This is a genomic window from Oceanobacter sp. ABM4_470 (assembly GCF_056158645.1).
The window spans coordinates 2,094,075-2,118,163 of record NZ_JBSWTR010000001.1 but is presented as its reverse complement, the minus strand read 5'-3'; the positions used below and the strand labels follow the sequence as shown (position 1 = coordinate 2,118,163).

25 protein-coding genes are annotated in these 24,089 nt (G+C 52.8%); 15 read left to right on the top strand and 10 right to left on the bottom strand.

Annotated elements, in window-relative coordinates:
* Positions 1–515: 515 nt before the first annotated feature.
* Positions 516–4,094 (bottom strand): molybdopterin cofactor-binding domain-containing protein, encoded by a 3,579-nt coding sequence (locus ACXADJ_RS09235; protein WP_475065032.1) that lies wholly within the window; start codon positions 4,092–4,094, stop codon positions 516–518.
* A complete protein-coding gene (locus ACXADJ_RS09230) occupies positions 4,079–4,696 on the bottom strand; it encodes a (2Fe-2S)-binding protein (RefSeq protein ID WP_475065030.1) in 618 nt (205 codons plus the stop codon). The genes ACXADJ_RS09235 and ACXADJ_RS09230 overlap by 16 nt, the downstream gene beginning before the upstream one ends.
* 264 nt (positions 4,697–4,960) lie before the next feature.
* Here ACXADJ_RS09230 and ACXADJ_RS09225 point away from each other — a divergent pair, with 264 nt between their 5' ends.
* Positions 4,961–5,431 carry a MarR family winged helix-turn-helix transcriptional regulator gene (locus ACXADJ_RS09225; RefSeq protein ID WP_028292767.1) on the top strand — a complete coding sequence of 157 codons (471 nt, stop codon included), beginning with the start codon at positions 4,961–4,963 and terminating at the stop codon, positions 5,429–5,431.
* Between the two features lie 117 nt (positions 5,432–5,548).
* Here the strand turns inward: ACXADJ_RS09225 and ACXADJ_RS09220 are convergent, their stop codons facing one another.
* The gene (locus ACXADJ_RS09220) at positions 5,549–6,622 is read right to left on the bottom strand and encodes a 2,5-dihydroxypyridine 5,6-dioxygenase NicX family protein (protein WP_475065028.1); all 1,074 of its coding nucleotides are present in this window, start codon (positions 6,620–6,622) and stop codon (positions 5,549–5,551) included.
* Between the two features lie 261 nt (positions 6,623–6,883).
* Between ACXADJ_RS09220 and ACXADJ_RS09215 the strand changes: the two genes are divergently transcribed.
* The 4 genes from ACXADJ_RS09215 to ACXADJ_RS09200 all read left to right on the top strand — a co-directional run bounded on the left by ACXADJ_RS09215 (position 6,884) and on the right by ACXADJ_RS09200 (position 10,432).
* Positions 6,884–8,065, top strand: coding sequence for an FAD-dependent monooxygenase (locus tag ACXADJ_RS09215; protein WP_475065026.1), 1,182 nt, complete (start codon positions 6,884–6,886; stop codon positions 8,063–8,065).
* An 8-nt stretch (positions 8,066–8,073) separates the two neighbouring features.
* On the top strand, positions 8,074–8,907 hold the full coding sequence (locus tag ACXADJ_RS09210; RefSeq protein WP_475065024.1) for an alpha/beta fold hydrolase: 834 nt from the start codon (positions 8,074–8,076) through the stop codon (positions 8,905–8,907).
* Positions 8,904–9,659, top strand: a complete 756-nt coding sequence (locus ACXADJ_RS09205; RefSeq protein WP_475065021.1) for a maleate cis-trans isomerase family protein — start codon at positions 8,904–8,906, stop codon at positions 9,657–9,659. The genes ACXADJ_RS09210 and ACXADJ_RS09205 overlap by 4 nt, the downstream gene beginning before the upstream one ends.
* 131 nt (positions 9,660–9,790) lie before the next feature.
* Positions 9,791–10,432, top strand: a complete 642-nt coding sequence (locus tag ACXADJ_RS09200) for an N-carbamoylsarcosine amidohydrolase (RefSeq protein ID WP_475065018.1) — start codon at positions 9,791–9,793, stop codon at positions 10,430–10,432.
* A gap of 1 nt (position 10,433) precedes the next feature.
* Here the strand turns inward: ACXADJ_RS09200 and ACXADJ_RS09195 are convergent, their stop codons facing one another.
* The 7 genes from ACXADJ_RS09195 to ACXADJ_RS09165 form a co-directional block, all read right to left on the bottom strand.
* Positions 10,434–11,069, bottom strand: a complete 636-nt coding sequence (locus ACXADJ_RS09195) for a nucleotidyltransferase family protein (RefSeq protein WP_475065016.1) — start codon at positions 11,067–11,069, stop codon at positions 10,434–10,436.
* A 14-nt stretch (positions 11,070–11,083) separates the two neighbouring features.
* Positions 11,084–12,070, bottom strand: coding sequence for an XdhC family protein (locus ACXADJ_RS09190; RefSeq protein WP_475065014.1), 987 nt, complete (start codon positions 12,068–12,070; stop codon positions 11,084–11,086).
* Positions 12,071–12,100: 30 nt separating this feature from the next.
* Positions 12,101–14,479 (bottom strand): xanthine dehydrogenase family protein molybdopterin-binding subunit, encoded by a 2,379-nt coding sequence (locus ACXADJ_RS09185; protein WP_475065012.1) that lies wholly within the window; start codon positions 14,477–14,479, stop codon positions 12,101–12,103.
* Positions 14,476–14,985: a (2Fe-2S)-binding protein gene (locus ACXADJ_RS09180; RefSeq protein WP_475065010.1), complete on the bottom strand. Its 510-nt coding sequence runs from the start codon at positions 14,983–14,985 to the stop codon at positions 14,476–14,478. The genes ACXADJ_RS09185 and ACXADJ_RS09180 overlap by 4 nt, the downstream gene beginning before the upstream one ends.
* Positions 14,986–15,464: 479 nt before the next feature.
* Entirely contained in the window at positions 15,465–16,133 is a 669-nt protein-coding gene (locus tag ACXADJ_RS09175; RefSeq protein ID WP_475065007.1) for a glutathione S-transferase family protein, read from the bottom strand.
* The gene (locus ACXADJ_RS09170) at positions 16,111–16,563 is read right to left on the bottom strand and encodes a hypothetical protein (RefSeq protein WP_475065005.1); all 453 of its coding nucleotides are present in this window, start codon (positions 16,561–16,563) and stop codon (positions 16,111–16,113) included. The genes ACXADJ_RS09175 and ACXADJ_RS09170 overlap by 23 nt, the downstream gene beginning before the upstream one ends.
* A 78-nt stretch (positions 16,564–16,641) precedes the next feature.
* Positions 16,642–17,358: a pirin family protein gene (locus tag ACXADJ_RS09165; protein WP_475065003.1), complete on the bottom strand. Its 717-nt coding sequence runs from the start codon at positions 17,356–17,358 to the stop codon at positions 16,642–16,644.
* Positions 17,359–17,680: 322 nt separating this feature from the next.
* Between ACXADJ_RS09165 and ACXADJ_RS09160 the strand changes: the two genes are divergently transcribed.
* The 10 genes from ACXADJ_RS09160 to ACXADJ_RS09115 all read left to right on the top strand — a co-directional run bounded on the left by ACXADJ_RS09160 (position 17,681) and on the right by ACXADJ_RS09115 (position 24,086).
* Positions 17,681–17,914: a hypothetical protein gene (locus ACXADJ_RS09160; RefSeq protein WP_028292754.1), complete on the top strand. Its 234-nt coding sequence runs from the start codon at positions 17,681–17,683 to the stop codon at positions 17,912–17,914.
* 638 nt (positions 17,915–18,552) lie between these two features.
* Entirely contained in the window at positions 18,553–19,002 is a 450-nt protein-coding gene (locus ACXADJ_RS09155; RefSeq protein WP_475065000.1) for a hypothetical protein, read from the top strand.
* A gap of 137 nt (positions 19,003–19,139) precedes the next feature.
* Positions 19,140–19,403, top strand: coding sequence for a hypothetical protein (locus ACXADJ_RS09150; protein ID WP_475064999.1), 264 nt, complete (start codon positions 19,140–19,142; stop codon positions 19,401–19,403).
* A gap of 81 nt (positions 19,404–19,484) precedes the next feature.
* A complete protein-coding gene (locus ACXADJ_RS09145) occupies positions 19,485–19,823 on the top strand; it encodes a hypothetical protein (protein ID WP_475064997.1) in 339 nt (112 codons plus the stop codon).
* A gap of 88 nt (positions 19,824–19,911) precedes the next feature.
* Positions 19,912–20,553 carry a Shedu anti-phage system protein SduA domain-containing protein gene (locus ACXADJ_RS09140; RefSeq protein ID WP_475064995.1) on the top strand — a complete coding sequence of 214 codons (642 nt, stop codon included), beginning with the start codon at positions 19,912–19,914 and terminating at the stop codon, positions 20,551–20,553.
* Positions 20,554–21,083: 530 nt separating this feature from the next.
* Positions 21,084–21,518: an NADAR family protein gene (locus ACXADJ_RS09135; RefSeq protein WP_475064993.1), complete on the top strand. Its 435-nt coding sequence runs from the start codon at positions 21,084–21,086 to the stop codon at positions 21,516–21,518.
* Positions 21,519–21,896: 378 nt separating this feature from the next.
* Positions 21,897–22,196, top strand: a complete 300-nt coding sequence (locus ACXADJ_RS09130; protein ID WP_475064991.1) for a DUF1330 domain-containing protein — start codon at positions 21,897–21,899, stop codon at positions 22,194–22,196.
* A gap of 81 nt (positions 22,197–22,277) precedes the next feature.
* Positions 22,278–22,718 (top strand): hypothetical protein, encoded by a 441-nt coding sequence (locus tag ACXADJ_RS09125; protein WP_475064990.1) that lies wholly within the window; start codon positions 22,278–22,280, stop codon positions 22,716–22,718.
* A 214-nt stretch (positions 22,719–22,932) separates the two neighbouring features.
* Positions 22,933–23,283, top strand: coding sequence for a hypothetical protein (locus ACXADJ_RS09120; protein WP_475064988.1), 351 nt, complete (start codon positions 22,933–22,935; stop codon positions 23,281–23,283).
* 353 nt (positions 23,284–23,636) lie between these two features.
* A complete protein-coding gene (locus ACXADJ_RS09115; RefSeq protein WP_475064986.1) occupies positions 23,637–24,086 on the top strand; it encodes a hypothetical protein in 450 nt (149 codons plus the stop codon).
* The last annotated feature ends 3 nt before the right edge of the window (positions 24,087–24,089 follow it).

Below are 24,089 nucleotides of genomic sequence, written 5' to 3'. Positions count from 1 at the left end.
CAATGATTTGAGGCAGGAAAAGCCCAAAAACTTATCTGGTGTGTACCTTTTAAATCGTTTAGCCGCCCGATAACGGGCGCGAGCGGCGTGTGGTGTTTGAAAGTGGTGCGAAAACTCTGTTTTGTGCACGGTTTTGCAGGTGTTTAAAATCCTGTTATGTGCCGTTTGGTAACACTTTTTGTGGTGTGTACGTTTCAATTGTTCGGTTTGTAGATGGTTCGGGGGTTGAGGGCTTACGGGGGCATCTATTTAATCCTGCACGGCTCTGCGCGAGTGTTGCCGTTGTTCAGTGCAAGGCGACGAATGCAGCGAAATGACGAACCTGTCCGGTCGAGTCTTTTCAAGTTCGTCAACACAGCACTGGGCGGCGGCAACCCGGGCCCTGCGGGGGCTGCCGGATGATCTCGACTCTGTGTCGCCGACTTTTGACTTGACCCGTCAGGCCTACAAGTCGGCTTCGTGATTCGAAACCATCCGGCAGCCCAGAGTGAGCACCGGATTAAATAGATGTCCCCTTAATGACTTCCCGGGTTGGCCCGAATCTGTTTCACCACGGCTTCGAGGTTGTTCCAGACAGGCTTGTCGGCAGCAAAGCGACCGCGAATATGGCTCACCAGATTGGCGACCTGTTTGTCGTTCATGGCGTTGGCGAAGCCGGGCATGTAACCGAGTTCCGGGTCTGCCGGTGTTTGTACGCCAAACAGAATGGTGCGAATCAGGTTGTCCGGGCGGTCGCTGTGGACATTGCTGTTGGTGGCCAAATTCGGATTGACCCCAAACCAGTCCGGTCGGGTTTCATGGCAGCCAGCGCAAGCACTTTCAAATGTTCGGGCGGCACTGTTGAGGTTGTTGGCGTTGAGAGTTCCAGATTCTGCAAGTGTGGTCGTTTGGGTGGCAGGCTGACTGGCACTGACGCCTTCAAGATTGGCCAAATAGTGCGAGATGGCCTGAATATCACTGTCTGGCAGTGCTTGCATTTCTTCGACTACTGCGGCCATTGGGCCAGTCGATGGTCCGTGAGTGTCCGAGTTGCCGGTTCGCAAGTAATCGTAAAAATCCTGTTCGCTCCACGGCAGTGGCGACTTGCTCTGGCCATTCAGCGCCGGCGCTTCCCAGCCATCTACATCACCACCTGCCAAAAACGCCGTGCCGGTTTTTTCTGCACCCAGCACATTGCGTGGGGAATGACAGGCTCCACAGTGACCGGCACCGTTGACCAGATAAGCGCCGCGATTCCACAGCTCGGTCTGGGTTGGGTCGTCGTAAAAGCGAGTGTTGTTTTTGAACAGGGTATTCCAGCCCGCCATCATCGGCCGGAAGCTGTACGGAAAAGCCAGTTCGGTTTGCGGGTTGACTTGTTTAACGGCTGGCTGACTCATCAGGTAGGCATACAGCGCCTGCATGTCGGCGTCGTTCATGTTCTGGTAGGCGGTGTAGGGAAATACCGGATACAGGTGTTTGCCATCGCGGCTGATGCCTTCGCGCATGGCGCGTTCAAAGGCGGTGAATGACCAGCGGCCGATGCCGGTATCCGGGTCGGGCGTCAGGTTGGTGCTGAATACCGTGCCGAATGGCGTTTCCAGCGCGCGACCACCAGCATTGCGAATGCCGCCTTCGCTGGTGTGGCAGACGGCGCAGTCGCCGGCGGCAAACACTTCGGCGCCTCGGGCAATGGTGGCTGCAGAATATACGGACGCCGACGGCGGAGTGATTTCCGGAATCGCAGCGCGCCATGGTGAGGCGACGGCGAGTGCCCCTAAGGCAGTTGCTCCAAGGCCGCCAATCCAGCTTTTCAGGCCTGGCTTGTACTTGGATTTTTCAATTTTCTTTGGACGCACGCCAGCGTCTTCCAGTGCAGCGCGCATACGCTCAGGGGTAAACGGTGGCTGGCGCATGCGCACGCCAGTGGCGTCGTAAATGGCGTTGGCAATGGCGGCGGCGCTGGGGACGGAGGCGGATTCACCAGCGCCCATCGGTGGCTCTTCCGGCTTTTCCGCCAGCATCACATCCACTTCCGGCAGCTCCGGGAAATTCAGAATCGGATAGCTGCCCCAGTCGCGGTCTTCGACCATGGTTTCGTTGAAGATGACTTCTTCTTTCAGTGCGCGGCTGGTGGACTGAATGACATTGCCGTGCACCTGATGTTTGACGCCGTCGGGGTTGATCATCAAGCCGGCATCGTGGCCAACGGTGACACGGGTAACGTTCACTTCGCCGGAATCCTGATCGACCTCTACATCGGCAATCCAGGCCGCCCAGGCGGCACCAAAGCCTGGAAATTTGCTGTGAATGTAACGGGCGTACGCCACGCCGCGGCCTTTGACGATATTGCTGTTTGTGTCGGTTCCATTCGTACCAGTACCCACCTTGGGTTGCCACGGGCCGGATTTGGGCTGCCAGTTGGCGCGCTCTGCGGTGTTTTCCAGCAGTTCACGCGCGCGTTCGTCCTTCATGTGTTTAAGGCGATATTCGACCGGATCTTCACCGGCTTCGGCCGCCAATTCGTCTATGTAGGATTCGTGGGCAAAGGTGTTGGGCATGGCCGACACGCCGCGCAACCAGGCAGCGCGTACCATGGGGGCCATATCGTCAACGCGAATGCGCATGTGGTCGTAACGGTAGGGTGGAATGGCGGTGCGGTCGCCCATTTCCAGCGCGGCTGGAATGGCCTCTACAACGCCTGTTAGCAACAGCGCCAGATTGGGTGCGCCGTTGGACGGATAGGACGTTTTGAAGTCGTAGGCGTAGGGATGGCCGTCTTCAGCAATGCCACCATCGACTTCCATTAACTGACCAGCACCTTTCGGCTCCCAGGCGTGTTCCTGTTCGCGAGTCAGTTGCACCCGTACCGGAAAGCCGACCGCGCGGGACAGCAGCACGGCGTCACCGCAGACGTCGTCGGCACAGTTGCGGCCGTAGCAACCGGATGCCTGATGGCGAACGATGTCGATCAGGTTTTCGTCGATGTTCAGCAAAAACGCCAAGTCAGCCCGCAAAATATGCGGGTTTTGGGTACCGGACCAGACTTTCACCTTGTCGGCTTTGACATCGGCGACGGCGCACGAAGGGCCGATCGAGCCGTGCATCTGGTAGGGCCAAACGTAGGTTCTGGTCAGTCGTTTGTGAGCGTCTTTGACCGCCTGTTCGATATTACCTTCTTCGACCAGAGTGCGGGTTTTGTCGGTCGGGTTGTTGCGAATGGCGTTTTCGAGATCGTTGATGTCTGGCAGGTCGGGGCTGGGTTTCCAGTCGACTTTCAGTTCGCGGGCAGCGCGGTCGGCCTGCTCCTCACGCTCGGCGACAATGCCAATAAAGTCACCGATGACCTCAATGGTGATGATGCCGGGAATATGGGCAATCGAGGATTTGTCGATGCCCAGCAAGCTGTTGCCAATAAATCCGCCGCCGTCACGACCGGCATAAGGTGGACGCACCACACGACCGTGCAGCATGTGTGGTACTCGTACATCGTGGACGTATTCAAACTGGCCGGTGGCTTTGGCGGGGATGTCTTTTCGTACGGCTGACTTGCCAACAATGCGGTATTCATCGACCGGCTTAAGGGCGGCGTGTTCGTCGACCATCAGTTCAATACGCTGGCCGCCAATCAGTTCGCCGTAGCGGATTGCTTGTTGCTTTTCGGCATGGATGACCTTGCCGCCATCGGTGGTTAGCTCTTCAGGGCTGCACTGCCAGTGCGCGGCTGCTCGTTCCACCAGAAAATGACGGGCCGTAGCCGCGGCCTTGCGCAGTGGTACGGCAGTAATCTGAATGGTGGCGCTGGCAATGGTGGCGCCCTGATTTGGGGTTTTGTCCGGGTCGCCCAGAATCATCTGTACGTCTTTCGCTTCTACATACAGCTCTTCGGCAACGATCTGTGCCAGTGCGGTGCCAATGCCGGTGCCAAGGTCTACGTGACCGTTCATGGCAATGATGCGGCCGTCGCCATGAATCGCCACAAACACTTCCAGCTCGGGCTCTTTCTCTTCGATGCTGGCTTTTTGGGCCGGGCTCAGGGGTGGGTTGCTTGGGCGTAATAACAGCAGAACGTTATCTGCCGCCATTAATTCATCGCGGCTCAGAATCGGTTCCATGGGGTCTTCTCCTCAAGCAATCGGGTGCTGGTTTGTGCTGTTGTATTAGCGCTGGTGGCAGTGTTGGTAGCGGTGTTGTTGTCGATGTTGCTGGTCAGGTCGTCTGCTACAGGAAATTTATTGGCAACGGCCAAACGAACGGCATCGAGAATTTCCAGATGGGTGCCGCAACGACACAAATTGGCTTTCAGTGCATTGCGAATGTCTGCTTCTGACGGTCGTTCGGTCAGGTGCTCGATCCAGGCGGTGGTGGTAATGATCATGCCGTTCAGGCAGTAGCCACACTGAGCGCCCTGGGCGTCGACAAAGGCTTGCTGTACCGGATGCATCTGGCCCTGTGTTGCCAGTCCTTCCAGTGTGGTAACCGTGCGGCCTTTGATGGCTTTCAGGGGGATGGAGCAGGAGCGCGCGGTTTTGCCGTCAATCAAAACGCTGCAGGCACCGCATTCGCCCAGTCCGCAGCCATATTTGGGGCCATTGAGTTGGCAATCGTTGCGCAAGGCAAACAGCAGTGGGCTGGATGGGTCTGCTGTAACGGACGTAGGAGAGCCATTCAGGTTGAAGACGATGGCTTGGCTGGTGGCGCTGGTGTTGGCACTCATCAGAATATCCAAAATAAGTTTATTAAGTATTTACTTAACTTTTTGAGTAAATGGCAGGGCGCCGTGTGTCATTGGCGGCCAATGTGGACGGAGCAGCGTTGTTTCGGGAAATGACTGTTCTGCAAACACGATCCCTTGCTTCTCGGCGACGGAAAACTGCCATGTGTTCAATGCTTTTTCGGATCGTGCTGGCAATCGCGTATACTGCCGAGACACTGAGGTCTGGCCATTGGGCCGACCTGCCGAACGAGAGGAATAAGTGGCATGGTTGAGTACTCTGCTGAAGCGGAAAGCCGCAAGAACTACGATTTCAGCGAGCAGGTTGGGCATTTGTTGCGTAAGGCGTATCAGCGTCATATGGCCATTTTCCAGCAGTACAGTTGCGAAGAGAGCCTGACCGCGCCGCAGTTTGTGGCGCTGTGCACCATTCATGAAATGGGCGTGTGCTCTATAACCGATATTGTTAAGGCTACCGCGGTCGACCAGGCCACCATGCGTGGCGTGGTAGAGCGACTGAAAAGCAAGGGTTGGATCAGTCAGGGTGCTGATGAAACCGACCGCCGCAAGGTGGTGTTGCGATTGACGGAATCCGGCCAGCAGCTGGTGCAGCAAATGGTCCCTTGTGCGGTCACCATTACTGAACAAACCATGGGTAATCTGAATCCGGCCGAGCGGGTTGCCTTGATCTACCTGTTGCAAAAAATGAACGAGCAGCCAGAGCGGGCGCCGGAATAATTCGGAACCGGCTCCGGCTGTCGTTCGAAAACCGGTGACAGGGCAGTTGCCTACGATGCTGCGGAAGGAGCTGCCCATGCGGTTGTCACCGGTGCGGCGGGTTAATCGTTTATCCTTTTAATTGTTTATCCGTGGCGCCGGGGCGATGGATGCTTCCGGCGCAACCACCTTGCCTTTTTCAACGACGATCAAATCGTCGTTGAGGGTGATGGTGCAGTTACGCAGTGGGATGTCCATGTGGGCAGGGGTTTTGCGCGAGCCACCGACTTCGGTGTTGGGGCCGGTGGAGAACAGGAAGTTGCCAGCAAACGCGCGGGCATCCATGCACATACCGTCGTTTTTGTCGTGCAGTCCCATGGCGGTCCATTGGGCGCGAGTTTGCAGGCCCCAGCCAATGTGTGAAATGCCATACACTTCCGGGTCGCCGAAGTACTTCAGGTAATCCGCCAGATATTCTGCTTCAAAACCACCATGAATATTGGTGATGAAGCCTTTCTCAATTTCCAGGGTGATGCTCTCGCGGCAGTACTGCTTGAACGGCAGCAGGATGTCGCCCTTGTCGATCACAATCACACCTTCCGCGGTTTCTTCGTTGGGCCAGCTGAACAGAAAACCACTTGGCCAGTGATCCCAGCGCCCCGGCTCATCCGCCAGACCGTATTCCGTAACGGCCGGATATTGCCCCAGTGCAGCACGGAAATCGGTGCCTGCATCGGAGGTTACATGGATGCTGCTGGCGGTTTTCAATACTTCTTCGGCGGACTTCACCATCAGCTTGTCGGCCATGGTTGGCATGATGCGCGCCAGCACTTCCGGTGGCTCAACCGCCAACAGAATGCGGGTGCCGGTTTTCAGAATCTGCTCCTGCTCTGGTGAGTGCAGCAACATCATGGTGTCGACGATCAGGTCGGCGGCTTCCAGTGCGGTTTGGGCGGCCTTGTTACCCGTGAGTGCGGTGTCGCCGCAGTAAGCGGTGAGGTCGTTACCCATCGCCATCGGCGCATGAAACGATGGCAGTTCTACGCCATATACCCGAGCGCCCAGGCGAATGGCGGCATCGGTCGCGGCCTGCACAATGGCCTGGTTGGAATAGTGACTTTTCAAAACGGCCACGCTTTGGGTGTTGTCGACCTTCGACATTTTCAGCACATCTTCAAACATCGACGTAAGTTGGCTCTGGTTTACCGGCATGGCCATGCTCCTGCGTGTTGTGTGTACCAAAACTGTGTGTACACGTTAAATTAAATGCGGTGTACATCACATTAATCCTTGTTTTTGACTCAGGTCAATTGTTGTTTTTATCCAATTCAGGCTGTTTTCACGGATTTATTCGGTAAATGTTGCCAAACACGACGAGTTTAAAATTTTCTTGCTCTAAATCAAATATGATGTGTACATTATAAATCTCCAGTGCGTAACTGGTGTCAGCCAGACAACAAAAGAGGTTTACCAATGACCATTGACAAGAAAACCCGTATTGCCGTTATCGGTGCCGGACTTGGCGGTGCTGCCGTTGCTGCACTGCTGAAGAAAGAAGGCTTTAACGTTGCTGTGTATGAACAGGCCGACAAGTTCGAGCGCCTGGGTGCCGGTATCCACATTGGCCCTAACGTCATGAAGATTTTCCGTCGGCTGGGGCTGGAGCAGCGCGTGAGCCTGATGGGCTCCCATCCGGAATTCTGGTTCAGCCGTGACGGCCTCACTGGTGACTACATGTCGCGCATTGAGTTGGGCCAGTACGCGTTGGACAACTACGGTGCGGCCTACATCACCATTCACCGTGGCGACCTGCACGAAGTGATGCTGTCGCCACTGGGCAGTGACCTGCACTTCGGTAAAAAGCTCGACCGCATTGAAGACAGCGGCGATGAAGTCGGCCTGTTCTTTACCGATGGCACCGAGGTGCAAGCCGACATCGTGATTGGCGCAGATGGCATTAATTCCAAGGTACGCGAATGCCTGCTGGGCGAAGAAGAACCGACCTACAGCGGTTGGGTTGCCCACCGTGCACTGATTACCGGTGCGCGCCTGCGCGAATTCCAGAACGAGTTTGAACCCTGCGTGAAGTGGTGGACCGAAGACCGCCACATGATGGTGTACTACACCACCGGCAAGCAGGATGAGTACTACTACGTGACCGGTGTGCCGGAAGCGGAGTGGAACCACGATGCCCCATGGGTAGAAAGCAGCCGCGAAGAAATGTACAGCGCCTTTGATGGTTACCACAGCACGGTGCAGAACCTGATTGAAGCCACCGACTACGTTACCAAGTGGCCACTGAAAAACCGCAAGCCGCTGCCACTGTGGAGCAGCAACCGCCTGGTGCTGCTGGGAGATGCCTGCCACCCGATGAAGCCACACATGGCACAGGGGGCCTGTATGGCCATTGAAGATGCCGCCATGCTGGTTCGCTGTATGGTTGAAGTGGGCGTGGACGATTACGAAACCACCTTCAAATACTACGAAGCCAACCGTGTCGAACGGGCGTCCAAAGTACAGGCGATTTCCAACGCCAACACCTGGCTGAAGACCCAGGAAGATCCATCCTGGTGTTACGGCTACGACGTTTATGCTGACGCTCTGAAAGAGCCGCAGCAAGAATCGCAGCCAGCACAGCACGCTGTTGCAGAGTGAGGTGGCCGATGAGTTTCTATTTGTATGGCGGTCAGGTAAACGCCAATGGCATTCGCCAGCATTACCTGCGTTACGGCGTCCTCGATAGCAATGGTGATAGCACCAAACAACCGTTGGTGCTGATTCCGGGCATCACCAGCCCGGCGGTGACCTGGGGTTTTGTGGCCGAAAAGCTGGCCGAACAATTCGACGTGTATGTGCTGGACGTGCGTGGTCGCGGCTTGTCGGCCTCTGGCCCGGAGCTGGACTACAGCCCGGAATCCTGCGCCGACGATGCGATTGAATTCATCAAGGCGTTGGGGCTGGAAAATGTGGTGCTGATGGGCCATTCCATGGGGGCGCGTTTTGCCGCCCTGGCGGTGGCTCGTGGTGCCGAAGGTGTGGCTCAAGTGGTGTTGGTCGATCCGCCGGTTTCCGGCCCAGGTCGTCGTGAATACCCGAGCAAGCTGCCGTGGTATGTCGACTCCATTCGTCAGGCCAACAGCGGCATGACCGCCGAAGACATGAAAGCCTTCTGTGCGACATGGACCGAAGAGCAACGTGCTCTGCGTGCTCAATGGCTGCATACCTGCTACGAACCGGCCATCGTACGGGCGTTCAATGATTTCCACGACGTCGACTTCCACAAGGACCTCGCGGCCGTAACGCTGCCTTGCAGCCTGATGGTGGCTGGCAAGGGCGGAGTGATCCTGCCGGAAGACGAAGCCGAAATGGCCGAGCTGTGCCCGCAACTGCGCATTGCCAAGGTCGAAAACGCCGGCCATATGATCCCGTGGGACGACCTCGACGGTTTCATCAACACTGCCTTTGAACTGATTGCCTCGGGAGCACCTGCCGCATGAGTACCTTGTATCGAATCGGCCAGATTGTGCCGAGCTCTAACACCACCATGGAAACCGAAATTCCGGCCATGCTGACCGCGCGTATGAGCATTCGTCCGGAACAGCGCTTCACCTTCCACTCCAGCCGCATGCGGATGAAAAAAGTGGTCAAGGAAGAACTGGCTGCTATGGATGCAGAATCTGATCGTTGCGCCCAGGAACTGAGTGACGCCAAGGTCAACGTGCTGGGTTATGCCTGCCTGGTGGCGATTATGGCCATGGGGCCAGGGTATCACCGCGAATCTGAACAGCGTCTGACCCAGCGGGTACGTGACAACGACAGCGACGGTCAGGTGATTACCAGTGCCGGTGCGTTGGTGGAAGGCCTGAAAGTGATGGGGGCCAAGAAGGTCGCCGTGGTTGCGCCTTATATGAAGCCGCTGACCGAGCTGGTGGTGGATTACATTCGTCAGGAAGGTTTCGAGGTGATGGATTACATCGCGCTGGAAATCCCCGACAACCTCGACGTTGCCCGTCATGACCCGCAACGCCTGCCAGAAATCGTTAAGGACCTGAAATATCAGGACGCCGATGTGATCGTGCTGTCGGCCTGTGTGCAGATGCCGTCCTTGCCTGCCATTGCCAAAGTTGAAGCCATGACTGGCAAACCGGTGGTGACCGCTGCGGTGGCGACGACTTACGCCATGCTGAAGTCGCTGGAGCTGGAGCCTGTGGTTCCGGGTGCGGGCGCTTTGCTGTCTGGCGCTTACTGATTCCTTCTGCGGGTAAACCGCCTTTGGCCATGAAGGTGGGGGCACTGACATGGCCGTTTTTTCTTCTTATTCGGTAGTGTTGGCCTGCGGTTGCGCTGCCGGTGTCTGTTTTCTTGTGGAGGGGCTGGGCTATGCCTAAAGACGATTTGGCTCAAGACGATTTGGGTAACAACTACGCGGGTGTTTGGGATGGCAAAGTAGGGTTTGGCAACAAGGCTGCGCTGGTGCTGATCGACTTCCTGCAAGGCTACGTGACCGAAGGTTCACCCTTGTATGCGCCGCTGGTGAAAACCGCCGTGGCCAATACCGTACCCCTGTTAGAGCAGGCTCGTGCCAACGGCATGGACGTGATTCATACCCGCATTCTGTATCATTCAGGCTTTGCCGATGGCGGCATCTGGCTGCAAAAAGCGCCGGTGATGAAAGCCATGGTGGAAGGCAATCCGTATGCGGAATTCTGCCCTGAAGTGACGCCGCAGGATTCTGAAGTGGTGGTGGTGAAGCAATATGCCAGCTCGTTTTTTGGCACCAGTTTGGCGGCGACATTAACTGCCCGTGGCGTGGATACGGTGGTGCTGGTGGGCTGTTCAACCAGTGGCTGTGTGCGGGCAACGGCGGTGGACGCCTTGCAGCACGGCTTCCGAACCATTGTCGCGGGGGATTGCTGTGGCGACCGCCATCAGGCACCGCACGACGCCAACCTGTTTGATATCAACAGCAAGTACGGCGATGTGATGCCATCCGGCGAGATCATCAAGGCGCTGTTTAAATAGGTCAAACAGGTTGATCCATCAGATCCTGCGGTTGATCGACGTCCAGCAGAACGCCGGGGTCGTCGACCGCCAGGTTATCCACTTGCGCCTGTTGGCGTTTCACAATCTGCTTGCCACCACTGTCGCCTGTCAGGGCAGCCAATTCCGGCCAGTAGGCCTTGCCAAACAGCACCGGGTGGCCGCTCTGGCCCTCGTGAACCGGCCTCACAATACGATTGCTGCCCGAGCGTTCGACCAGCCGTTTAAAGGTACTCTCAGTAATGCTTGGCATATCACCCAGCAGCAGGGCGATTGTGTGAATCGGCAGGCTGGACGATTTCAGCAGCGCGCCGTTTGCCGCGCCACCTTCCAGTAACACCGCCATCGCATCAGAAATACTCGAGCCCATGCCATTGCTGGCATTGCTTGCCCGAATAATCGGCGTGCCGCGAGTAATGCCAAGGTCGTAGGCGATGTCATCCGGGCGAATGACCACGGCAATGTTTGGCAGGTATTGGCGGGTGTTTTCGATGGTGGCACCCAGCAGTGTGGTGTTTTGCCACGCCGCTTTGCGCTTGTCGTCAGGGCCGAAGCGGTTGGAAAAACCGGCCGCCATAATCAGCCCCAGTACCTGATGTTTTTTCTGTTCAAAAATCATGGATTCATGGTTCTTTAAAGGTCGTCACGGGCGCGACCGCGTTGCACTCGCAGAATATCGGCCATTGCCGCCAGGGCAATCTCTGCGGGGGTTTTGCTGCCCAAGGCCAGGCCGATGGGCATATGAATGCGCTCGACTTGTTCGGCGGTCAGGCCGCCTACGCGCATCAGGCGACTGGCACGGGCATCGGAGGTTTTGCGCGACCCCATAACGCCAATATAGAACGCATCGGTTTTTACCGCTTCGATCATGGCCAGATCGTCAATGCGAGGGTCGTGGGTCATGGCCACAACCGCCGTTTGGGCGTGGCAGTTGCCAGCTTTTTTGATGAACGAAGAGGGCAGCTTGCGCTCCAGTCGAACACCCGTAAGTTCGAAGCCGGCCAGCACTTCTTCTCGTGGCTCGCACACAATCACTTCGTAGCCGAGGGTAACGGCGAAATCGGCGCAGGCCTTGGCCACCGTCGACAGACCACAAATGATCAAACGGCTGGCAGGGCCAATTCGAATCAGCGCCTTGTTGCCACACAGTTCAATGCGGTCGCCGCCCTGGTCGTTCAGGGGGGACAGTTCCGATTTGCCACTGCTGAGGTCCACCTGGCGCAACGCTTGTTGCTGGCCTTCCAGTACGTTCAATAGTTGGGTTAGCAAGTGCTGACTGGCCGCTGACGCTGGCAGCTTTTCCACCAGTACATCCAGAATACCGCCACACGGTAGGCGGATTTGCGGCCGCCCGGAATGGTCGTCCGCCGGGTCGCCATAGCGCACGGTTTGCACGGGTTGTTGCCAGGCACCGTTTTGCAGTTGTTCCAGAAAGTCGTCTTCCACACAGCCACCCGACAGCGAGCCGACATGCTGGGCGTTACTGCGGGCAACCATCATGGAGCCGGGTTCGCGGGGAGACGAACCAAAAGTCGACAGCACGGTACAAAGCCAGACGGTGTGACCCGTCTGGCTCCATTCCAATGCCTGTTTGATTACCTGCACATCAAGGTGCTGCATCAAGAGGTCTCCACCTATCAGGTGTTAGCGTCAGGAGGTTTTCAGCTGGTTGGCAATCGGCAAGGTGCGAATGCGTTTGCCGCTGGCGGCAAAAATGGCATTGCACAGAGCCGGTGCAACCGGCGGTACACCGGGTTCACCGATGCCGCCCATTGGCACATCCATGCGGTTATTGACGGCATGAACATGAATCTCCTTCGGAGCGTGCACGATGCGAGCCACCTGATAGTTGTGGAAGTTCGACTGCTGAATGGCACCGTCTTTGGCGGTGATTTCACTTACCAGCGCGTTGCTGATGCCCATGACACAGGCACCTTCCATTTGCGAGCGAATGCGGTCCGGATTCACCTGCGGGCCACAGTCCACCGCAATGTCGGCACGGTGAATAATCAGCTCACCGGCGTCGGTCACTTCGGCATCGAACACCACTGCCACGTAAGACACAAAGCTGTTGTGAACGGCCAACCCCAAACCGCGGTTTTTCGGCATGGTCTTGCCCCAACCAGCTTTGCGGGTGGCCACTTCGATCACGTCGCGCAGGCGGCCGGTATCCAGTACGTACTCGGCCGGATTTTCGCCGTAGTTCCAGTGTTCACCGATGCTGGTCGGATTGATCTTGCGGGCAGGGCCAATCAGATCCAGCAGGTACTGTTTGTGGTCAACACCGGCTTCGTGTGCCAGTTCGGCCGCGAAGCTCTGGATGGCGAACGCATGGGGCAAGTTGTACACCGCGCGGTACCAACCGATGCGCACGTGGGCCGGAGCTGCCGGATTTTCCAGTTGAATGGCTGGAATATCGAACGGCACGGTATTGAACCCCATACCGTTTTCAAACACGGCGGTGTGGCCGCTGTCCGGGCCAAACAGCGAGGTAATGGAAGGCGATGCCGAACGGTGACGCCAGCCAATGGATTTGCCATTGCTGTCCAGCACGCCTTCCAGGCGATCCAGCGACACGGTGTGGTAGTAACCTTGCTGAATGTCGTCTTCACGAGTCCATTGAACGCGAACCGGACGACCGTTCAGTTTGGCTGACAGGGCGGCGGCTTCAAAAATGTAGTCGGGCTTGGATTTACGGCCAAAGCCACCACCCAGCAGGGTGCAATGAACGGTAACGTCTTCCGGCTTCAGGCCAAGCTGGCCAGCAACGCCGTCTTTGGCCAATTGCGGGTTCTGAACCGACGCCCAGATTTCTGCCTTGCCATTTTTCACCTGCGCAATCGCCACCATGGGTTCCATTGGGGATTGTGACAGGTGCGGCATGTAGTAGCTGGCTTCAACGGTCTTGTTGGCGCTATCGCTGTGCAACACCTGTTCGAAGTCACCTTCGCTGCGCACCACTTTGCCCGGCTGCTGAACCGCTGCCTCGAGCTGCTGGCGGTAAGCCACTGAATCGTAGTTGGCGTTATCTCCGGCTTTGGCGTTGTCCCACTCAATCTTCAGAGCGCGGCTGGCCTTGATGGCAGCCCAGGTGTTTTCGGCCACAACGGCAATACCGCCCAGTGGCGTGAACGCCGATGGCATTTGCACGGTGGGCAGCTCAATCACATCGACGACCCCAGTGACTTTTTTGGCGTCTGTGGCATCGAAAGATTTAACGCCAGCGCAATACACGGGCGGGCGCACAATTTTGGCAACCAGCATGCCGTCGAGTGTCACGTCGGCACCAAATACGGCTTTGCCCGTGACAATATCGCGGCCATCAATGGCCATCGGTTGGCCGGTTTTTTCGGTGGTGCCTTCCGGATAAGCACCCGGATTCTTGCTGATATAGCGCCATTCCGACGGTTGTTTCAGTTGCAACGAAGCGGCAACCGGCACTTTCATTTCAGCGGCCAGTTCCGCCAGTTCGGCAAAGCTCAGGGTGCGGTTGGTTGGGCGGTGTACCACTTGATGAATAGTGGTGGTGACATCGCTTACCGGCACGTTCCACACCTGTGCGGCAGCCTGCTCCAGCATGTGTCGGGCGGCGGCGCCAACACGACGCATGGGCTCGAAAAAGTGGCGCATGGAGCGGGAACCGTCGGTGTTCTGGTTGCCGTATTTGGGTTCGTTGGCGTTGGCTTGCTCAACCACCACCTTATTCCAGTCGGCACCCATTTCATCGGCAACCACCATCACCAGGCTGGTGCGAATGCCCTGACCCATTTCGGCGCGGTGGTTAACAATGGTTACGCTGCCGTCGGTGGCAATGCTGACAAACACATTGGGGTTGTCGGTCCAGCCGTTTGGCATGGCGTCGCGGCCGTATTTGGCATCTTCAGCGAAAGCCATGTCCCAACGAGCGGCCAGCACCAGGCCGGTGGCCATGCCCATACCACCGAGAAACTTGCGGCGGCTGACGTTGGCAATTTGCACGGTCTGATTTTCGGTCGCCGTTGCTGCGTTCAGTGTTTTGGTCGTGCTCATGCTTTCACCTCCACAAACAGGGATTCATCAACGGCGTTGGCCTGGGCGAGCTGCGGGTTGTCAGCGGCGCTATGGATGGCCTTGCGAATACGGTTGTAAGTACCGCAACGGCAAATATTGCCTGCCATGGCGTTGTCGATTTGTTCGTCGGTGGGGTTCGGGTTGGACTTCAGCAGCGCTACGGCGCTCATGATCTGACCGCTCTGGCAGTAGCCACACTGGGCCACGGCTTCGTCCATCCAGGCCTGCTGGACTTTCTGACCAACCGTGTCCTGCGCCATCGCTTCAATGGTGGTGATGTTCTTGCCATTGGCGAACGCAATCGGAGTAGAGCAGGAGCGAATCGGATTGCCATCCAAATGCACCGTACAAGCGCCACACATGGCCATGCCGCAGCCAAAGCGGGTGCCGTGCATCTGCATGTGATCTCGCAGGGCCCACAAAATGGGCGTGTCTTCGGGAATGTCCAGTTGGTGGGTCACACCATTGACCGTCACTGAAATCATTGGGAATCTCCGGTTGCGTTGAGTGGAGTGTTCGCCCGGGCAGGGCTGTTGTTGTGTAACCGGTCGTCTTCTGAGTACAACCTGGTGTTGTCGCTGGCTTCACGGCCAGCCTCTTAATGATGGCTCGTTTACGATTGCAAAAGCGCCAACCCACTGTTCCGCCGATGGGCACTGTTCGACGGTTGCCAAATCGGTGTTTTTCAGAATCAGTCAGTTTTTTAAGAAATTAAAAAAACGCGCTGTAGAAATGAGTACTACAGCGCCAAAGCGGAAACATCATGACCATTCTGGCAAAGCCTGATGGTTGGCAGAATCGTTCTGAATTGCTCAAGTTAATGAATGGGGTTCATTAATCAGGAAGACGGCTGTGGCTGCTGATAACGAACAGAAAACAGCAGTAGTTATGTTGGCAGGAAGAGAGCAAAGAAGCCCGGTTGGGCTTCTTTGGTTAGCTGGTTTTTTAGCGTGGTGCTATTCATTCAGGCGTAATCGTATGGGCCGCCTTGCTCCAGCGCGCGTTTGTAGGCATCCCGTGCCTGCACTTTCTTAACGTAGGCAGCAATGTTCGGGTGGCTTTCGGCGCTGATGGCACGGCTCAACGCAGCTTCCAGCGGGAAGATCATCTGAAAATCGGCGATGGATAATTCCTCACCGGCAAACCAGCTGTTTTTACCCAAATGACGCTCGATGTAATCCAGGTGGGTATCGAGGTTGGGTTGCACAAAGCTGGCCATCACCTTGTTGGCAATGCCTTTGGCGATGGGCTTGACGAAAAACGGCATTGGGCTGGTTTTGATCTTGTTGAACACCAGCGTCAGCAACAAATAGGGCATCAGGCTGCCTTCGGCATAGTGCAGCCAGTATTTGGCTTGCCAACGGGCTTCGGCGTCCTGAGGCATAAAGCGGTAGTCGCCTTTTACTTCGTTCAGGTATTCGATGATCAGTCCGGACTCCGCCAGCGCGGGTTGTTCGCCATCAACCACCACCGGGGCCTTACCCAAAGGGTGAATGGCTTTCAGGCTGGGCGGCGCCAGCAGGGTTTGTTTGTCGCGCTCGTACAGCGCAATTTGATAGTTGATACCCAGCTCTTCCAGTAGCCAGAGAATGCGTTGGGACCGTGAATTATTAAGATGATGAAGTGTAATCATGCGCTTTATTGTCCTTGGGTCTTGCTGATGCCCACAGGCACCAGATCTGGAAAAGGGTGAAGGCAAAGCCCAGCGGTACGAAGATATTCAATAGCCACCAAAGCCACAGAGACCACGGCTTCCGCGCTTTGGGCGTTGGATCAGTGTCGGCTGGCAAGGTTGCGGATGCCCGCACACGCGTTAGACCAAACCCGAGCATACCCGCCTTGTGTTGCTTCAACAGGCTACGTGGCCAAATCACACTGGCCAGCAGGCCAATACACAGCCCTGCCAATGCCATCTGGGCATGGTCAACGTGATCTTTGACGTCGCTGGCAGCGGCACCGAATATAAAGATCATTAGCAGCAACCACGCCAGTAGCAGGGTGTTCCACACCATCTGAATGGTCAGACTGGCCTGAAACCAACGGTCGGCCTTCTGTGACAGCACTGATGCCTCCTGGGTTGCTGATGGAGCTCTAACGGGCTCTTGTTTTTCAAACTGTATAATAGTGCCCGAATATTGCCATCAGGTGTTACTGATTGCTGGCAAGTCGAACCACAGCGCAGTGGTAGGCTCGAGGGCTTGTAGCTGCAACGACGGCTCAGCCTGGACGCCAAGTCCATCGCCGGGTAACAGCACCAGTGGCGAATGATTCTCCAGTTGGCAATCCAACGCACCTTCGATGACGTGTAAGTAGCCACTGCGCTTGCTGGCAGACAGCGCGATTTCCTCGCCGGGCTGTAGTTGTAACCGAGACATTACCATGTCCTGATGGATTTTCAGTGATCCGCCACGTTGGTCGTGGCTCACCAGTGGTGTGAGCTTACCCTGCTGCGCAATGGCTTTTTGCTCGTAGCCAGGCGTTAGCCCTTGCTGGTTGGGGATGACCCAAATTTGCAAAAAATGTACTGGGTCTTCATTGCTGTGGTTGTACTCGGAATGCCGGATGCCTGTACCCGCGCTCATGCGCTGCACTTCGCCAACCCGTAAAACCGACTCATGGCCCTGGCTGTCCTTGTGGTGCAAGCCACCTTCCAGCACGTAAGAAATAATTTCCATATCCCGGTGGCCGTGTGGTGCAAAGCCCGCACCGGGGTCGACGGTATCGTCGTTGATGACCCTCAGTAAGCCCCAGCCCATATGGTTTGGGTCGTAGTAATGACCAAAAGAAAAACTGTGGAAACTGTTGAGCCAACCAAAATTGGCATTGCCGCGCTCGGCTGCTTTACGTAAGTAAATCATGCTGACTCCTGAACCTGTTTTGAGTTCAGCATAGAGACTGAAACCTTTCTTAAAAAGCGCATATAAATACGATTAAGTATCGAATTATGCGAAAGGTTGGCTGCATTGTAAGGCACTAGTTAGAACTTTCAGGCCATTCCTGAACGTGCCGCTATGAACGGATTCGATGAGCAGATTTGATGAGCGTTAAAGCAGAATCGCAAATGAACAGAAGATGGATTGAATAGGCGCTTTCAATCGCCAATGATTGGCCTACAATGCCGCCATCGTGCAGCGGCCGCCAGGCTCCAGACTGCACACAGTCATTTAAAGAGAGAGTGTTATGGAACGTATCGACCGCGACTTTTACGCCCGCGACAAAGAAGATCAGGAAGCCTTCCTGAGCCAAACCTGGTGCAACGACTGCATGGAAGTGGACCTGGGCATGAAAGAGCCACAGGAATACGAATTTGACGGTGTGGTGTACATCGAAGGCAAATGCGTGAAATGCGGCGCCACCGTAACCACCGAAATTGCCGACGACGACACCGACGGCGAGTGGGAAGACGAAGCCTGATCAACGGCCGTTTTCACGCGATACCAACACCAAAGCCGGGATTATCCCGGCTTTGGTGTTTCTGGGGGGACTATTCAGCTTCCCGTGTGATTGCCAGTAATGCGCCTGTATTCAGAGACCATCAGAATAAATCGGCGCCCGTTCTGGATAGAAAGGGGTTGCTGACACTGTGTCGCTGATTTGGACCTAATTTCTCGGACCTGCAAACCGGCTTGGTTATTCGAAAGCATCTGGCAACACAGAGAGAGCACCAGATTCAACAGCCGTTCCCATGCAGTGACGAGGTTATTCATGAATGGGCTGGCTCGGTATTTCCTCTTTATGAATTTTACCTGATCATCCATCCAGTGTATTTGGCGTGCGGACAAATCAATGCGCGTTTTTCCACCGTGCTTGCTCACTTTGTAGGGGGCTGATACCGTAACCGGCTGAATACAAAGGAGTTGTGCTGCAGGTTTACAAGTTAATGCGCACAGTAAAAAGAGTTAATGCGCATGCGCGTTTTTCTGGCAGGGAGGAATCTGGAAATGAGAGTTTTTTATTATAAATCAAGTGGTTATCAATTTTTTCTGGATAATACCTCACCCAGAAAGCGCGCATGCGCACTAATAAGCTGTTATATGCTCAATGGAGATTAGATGAACTCATCAATTGATGATGTATATAAAAAAGTAGGTGAGGCTCTTCATATGGGGCAAACGCTAGAGTTTCTTACTCGGACGCTTGTTACGATATTGAACAACAATTTTGATGTTGAAATAGAAGTTGAAGCACTCGTAATCCGTGAAGACCGTAAAACCTTAGGTCAACTCATCGGTTTACTAAAAAGCCACGCCGATATTGATGATGTTGGTACTTCTATCTTGAAGCAAGCACTAGTTAAACGTAACTATATTGCTCACGAGTTTTACATTAAAAATAACTTCTTGTTCACCGACCTAGAGCATAGAAATAAGGTTTATCAAACTCTTGTAGAAGATACCAAAACTATTGCATTAGGTACTGCATTAATGTCCGGTTTCGTGGAAGGATTTTGCGAGGCTCTAGCTATCGATAAATCAAAAGTTCTGGTGAAACAGAGCATATAACAAAGCGTTTAAAACGGATTCCCAACGCTTGGCATTTTCGGTTTGATTCAGCTTTAGTGTTTGCGGCACAATGGTTTAGGCAGGGTGGTAGCGTTGCTCACCAATTAACGCGGCGTTATGCAGTATAGGAAATTCGAATGTCGTACATTGAAGGTTTTAAGTTGGTAAATAAAAAACGAAAGATCTACACAGCTATATTTTTAGTTTTTTGGATGTCAGCGATGGCTTTAGGTGAGATTTTTGATCCTGCTCCCCGTGAAATTATCCTATTACTAAAATTCATAGGATTGGCTTTTATTTCGATGGCAGTGTTTCAATACAAGTGCCCGAAATGTAAGAAAACCCCAAGTTGGGGGTGGCATGTAGAGAGATGTAAATCTTGTGGTGAACCACTTGCATAACAAAGCCAGTCAATTCGCCAGCAAACTATCTGGACTTGTCGTACTCGCCATTGCTGGAAAGCGTTATGTACCTTGGATAGTATGAAGCATTTTTTAAAGTGGTTGCTGGCATACTCAATTTTCGGCTTAAGTTCAGCGTTTATCGGGTATGCAGTAGAAACCAAGGGTGAAATGGTAGGCGATTGGTGGCCGGTATTACTAATGCTTCCTTTCACCACCATTTTTACCTTCTTCACTCTTGGCTTCTTTTGCAAGGGGGTAGGCATGCTTGCCCTTGCTAGTGGTTCTCTAATTTTTATAAGCGCCAGCATAGGTTATGCAATCAAGCGGACCAATAATTGGCTTTACGGTGTTGCACTAGGTAGCATTATTGTTTGTTGGCGATCTGTGACCGTCTTCTTTAACATGATGTCGGTGTAGTACATAACAAGTTTAGGCAATCGGCGCCAAAAAACGGCGCGTTTACTAAAGGCGTTAGGTCTAAGTAGTAGAAAATAGAAAGGTAGTTATGACTTTTGACATCACAGTTGTTAAACAACAGCTAGATCAAGCATTTGAAAATGACTCAGAGGTTGAGTTACTAAAAGTACTAAAAAAAAATTCGTTCTTATTTCATGACCTTTACACTAGAAAGTTCGGTATTCAACCAAACTTTGCAGAAGTTCCATTTGGAGATAAGTTTCGCTGTGACTTTTGTTGGTTAAACGACAACTCAGATGGTCCAGAATGGGTTTTAGTCGAAATTGAAAAACCGTCTATGAAGTTGTTCACTCAGACAGGCAATCCGGCAAGAGAGTTAAATCATGCAATCGAGCAAGTGAAGTCTTGGGAGCGGTACTTTAGCCAGCAGCCTGCCGAAAAACAACGTATCTTCGGTGCTGTATCTAAATTCCGTTATGTTCTCGTTGCTGGTCGTAGAAATGAGTGGCAAACAAAGTATGCCGCTCAGTGGCGCTCTCATCATAACCAAACGAGTAATATTGAAATCCATAGCACCGACATATTTTATGATGCACTAGAGTTCTATGGAAAATTCCAAGATTCATTTTGGAGCTTTGAAGAGAACCCAGTCTCGTTGGCTAGTCGGAATCTAAGTCAGTATTGTGCTGAGCATTCATACTTAGGGAGTTGGCGCAACCTGCTGACCTAACAAGCAATTTAAGAGGGATTCTCATTTTGTTTCTACTTCAAATTTAGTGTTTACGGTGCAGTGTGTTAGGTTGGGTGGTGGCGTTGTTCACCCCTTAATTGGACGTTAACTTCATAGAGTACGAAATGGGTGCATCACTGAGATCAGGAATATACTTGCTAACTCTCGCTGTTTTCATTCTAGCTCTTGCATATGAGCATGGAATGGTAATGGCTGGTTTAGCACCAGAATTCGTAAGTAATGTGCTTGCTCCCAGATTGGCGTGGGGTGCCTGTTTGCCATTCGTAGTAGGCATTGTTTTCATTGTCGCTGGTGTTTTTGAATTTGCTTTCAGCAAAAAAACAATGTTATCTAGTTCAGCTGAGAGCATCACTCTATTCTTAACTCTGGCAATGTTTGCATTGTTTTGCTACTACGCGTGGAGTTTGTATGTTGTCTAGAGAAATCAAAGTTAACAAGGCCAGCCAGAGGGACGGCCAAACCGCTTCTCGCTTTGCCTGCCCCTGCTGGCCGCGTTACGTTTACGATTTATGACTATCTATTTCTACACAAAAACTGACAAGTACGGCGAGTTTTCAAATTTCTCGAAGTATGGAATAGAAATGGATGGCCAGTGGTGGCCTACGGTAGAGCACTATTTTCAGGCTCAGAAATTTCTGGATGAAGAACATAAGATTAAAATACGTGAGGCCCACACGTCTAAACAAGCTGCTGAGCTTGGCCGTAGTCGTAAGCTTCCAATTAGAAGTGACTGGGAGCAGGTAAAAGATCAAATTATGTATGAGGCAGTGTTGAAGAAGTTCCAAACACACGAAAAGTTAGCCGCATTGTTGGTTTCAACAGGCGATCAAAATATAGTTGAAAAAGCGCCCGGAGATTATTACTGGGGTTCTGGTAAAGACGGTTCTGGTTTAAATAAATTAGGCGAAATACTTGTTGAAGTACGTAGCGATATTCAAATTTAATAAGGCAAAGAAAAATCAGCGGATTCGCTACGCTATCCGCTGTTTTCGGCGTTAGCGTACTGGAATATGATGAAGAGAACTGTTTTTTTATTGATATTTTCAGTCTTGAATTTTATGTTCTTACTTGGGCTAGCACCGTTTACTAAATGATATGTATTCATGACGTTGGTGGTACTTGCTGGGTGATAGGGGTTTTCGATTTTCCTATAGCTCTGATCGCTATAGTTCTCTATTACCCAGGGCTCGTTATAGTATGAGAGGACTCTATCCCCTCAGGGCGGCATAAAAAACAGCTGTTTTTGTCACTAAAAAGCGTGGTGGAGTGCGCAAAGAAAAATCGTATCCAAAGACTGGGTGTTTTAAATATAAGGGAATGAAATGAAGTATTTAATAATTGTGGAAACCAATGTAAGCAACCCATCCTGGGTAAGTGCGTATTTAGAGGAAGTTACTCCGCTTGTAGTAGCTTACGGTGGTAAATACTTAACGCGAACATCAAATATTGAGTTGCTTGAAGGAAACGATACGCCAGAGTTTTCACTGGTTGTAGAGTTTGAATCTAAAGAATCTGCGTTAGAGTTTTATCATTCAGAAGAATACAGGCCTTTCAAAGAGAGCAGGCAATCTGGTTCAGAAAGTAAATTCTTATTACTACCTGTTGAAAATGGCACTGTATAGCAGATGTGTGAAAATCGTCTGTGCTGACCTCATGATCGTATGGCCGTTGTTTTCGGCCTCATGCATTTCGGGGATTTAACTATGAAGGATCATCAGACTATCGCTAAACTGGGCCTGGTTTCAGGAGCTTTAATAGCGATTTTTACTGCAATAGCCCATATGTCGTGCCTTTACTTTGGGCCAGCGTGCTTCGAGGCCCAAATGGCACCGCCGGAAATAGTCCAATCAGCTGTTGACGGTACCTGGGTCGCTCCGGTCGGTACCTTGTTGATTTCATCTGTTTTTCTTCTTTGTGCAGCCTATGCATTATCTGCAGCTAAGTTCTTAAGGCAGTTACCCTTGCTAAAACTGGGAATGTACGTGATATCTCTGGTGTGTATTCTGCGGGGTGTAGCGACCTTGCCATTGTCCTTCATTTTTCCTGAAATGGTTAGCGCATTTAGTATTATCGCAGGTCTTGTATGGCTGCTATCTGGACTACTGTTTTATTTTGGTTATAGATATTCAAGCGGTTCTGCATAATCAGTTTCTCAAAAAGGTTGGCTAATTTTCCCGTTTTTCTGGACGCCTTTTAGACTCAAAGAGGTGTCCTAAGTCAGCCTGTAAAACTAGGAAAGCACAAAGCAATAATCGCGTGGACTTCATACACGACGCTGAGTGTGTTCCTTGCTTATGATTTCCAATTGTCCCATATTCTGACCACCGCATGACTTCGGCACACGACGAGAGGAAGCCTATGAATTTCGAGGAAATGTCAGAGCAGGAGATACTGGAGATTGCTAATCCCATCATGGATAACCTGATGGAAGCATCTACCAATATAGATTTTGAAGGGCATGTGCGTGACTTTAACAAGCGAATGCTAAAAATCGTCACTCGTGATTATCTTAATGAAGTCTGTGTGAAGTATCAGGCCGAGAAAGGTTTTTTCGCAGAGCGAGTACCTGTAGCGGTGTTTAGGCGCCCTGATTCGGCTGCTATTGTCTGGAAGCAGTTTTACACCAAGGCACCTGGTGAGCATGTCGCTGAAATGGTTTTGGTTTACGAAGACGGCCGGTTTCTGGTCGACCATGCGATGGTTTTTTAAACTACGTGATCAATTCAACAAGCGGGGATTCTGTATTGGCCTGAATCTCCTTTAGGTTGCTGGGTACAATCAGTGTGCTGTAGTGACCAGCATTAGAGCCTGGTTGTTCAGCCAGTCTGTTTTCCGGTTTTGTCTGCATGTTCATGTTTTAACCATACTGCTCACTTGGCTTTGTTCGTGATTTCGTCTTTCTGCTAGAAGTTGTTCTTAGAAAATATCATCCATCACTCTAAGAATTAGCTCGCTTGATTGGGGCGCTTGCTCACCTTTTTTGCGGCTGTTACGGTGGGGCGGAATATAAAGGAATTGTGCGGTTGGTCTACACGTTGACGCACAAACACTCGGACAAGCCCTTGCATACAGTGATCAAGGAGGATTTGGTGCAGAGGTATCAATACGCCGCACTTTGCAGCACCGCTCTGTTGGGGCTCGCGATCGTCGTGCTGCCTGATCAATTTCTGTTTTCCAAGACGGTGCCAAACTCGTTCTGGACAGAATATTTCCCGTTGCCTTTCGGAGCAGGCTGGTTCATCACTTTTATTGCTTTGGGTCCGGTCGTTTGGTGTACCAAAGCATTGTCTGGTGCGCTGAAAAGTGCTGGTTCTGTAACGCTTGTTTCGATTTTGATGGCAGTTCCAATATCGTTACTAATGGGTGGTGGTACGTTGTCGGTTAATAACCTGTTATATCAGTACCTGTGGGTTGGAATCATCTGTTTACCACCTTTAATTTTGCACGCTGTTCTGCGATCTATCTATGGATATTTTACGAGAGATAACTGGGCAAGCGGGAGAGAATCATGATGC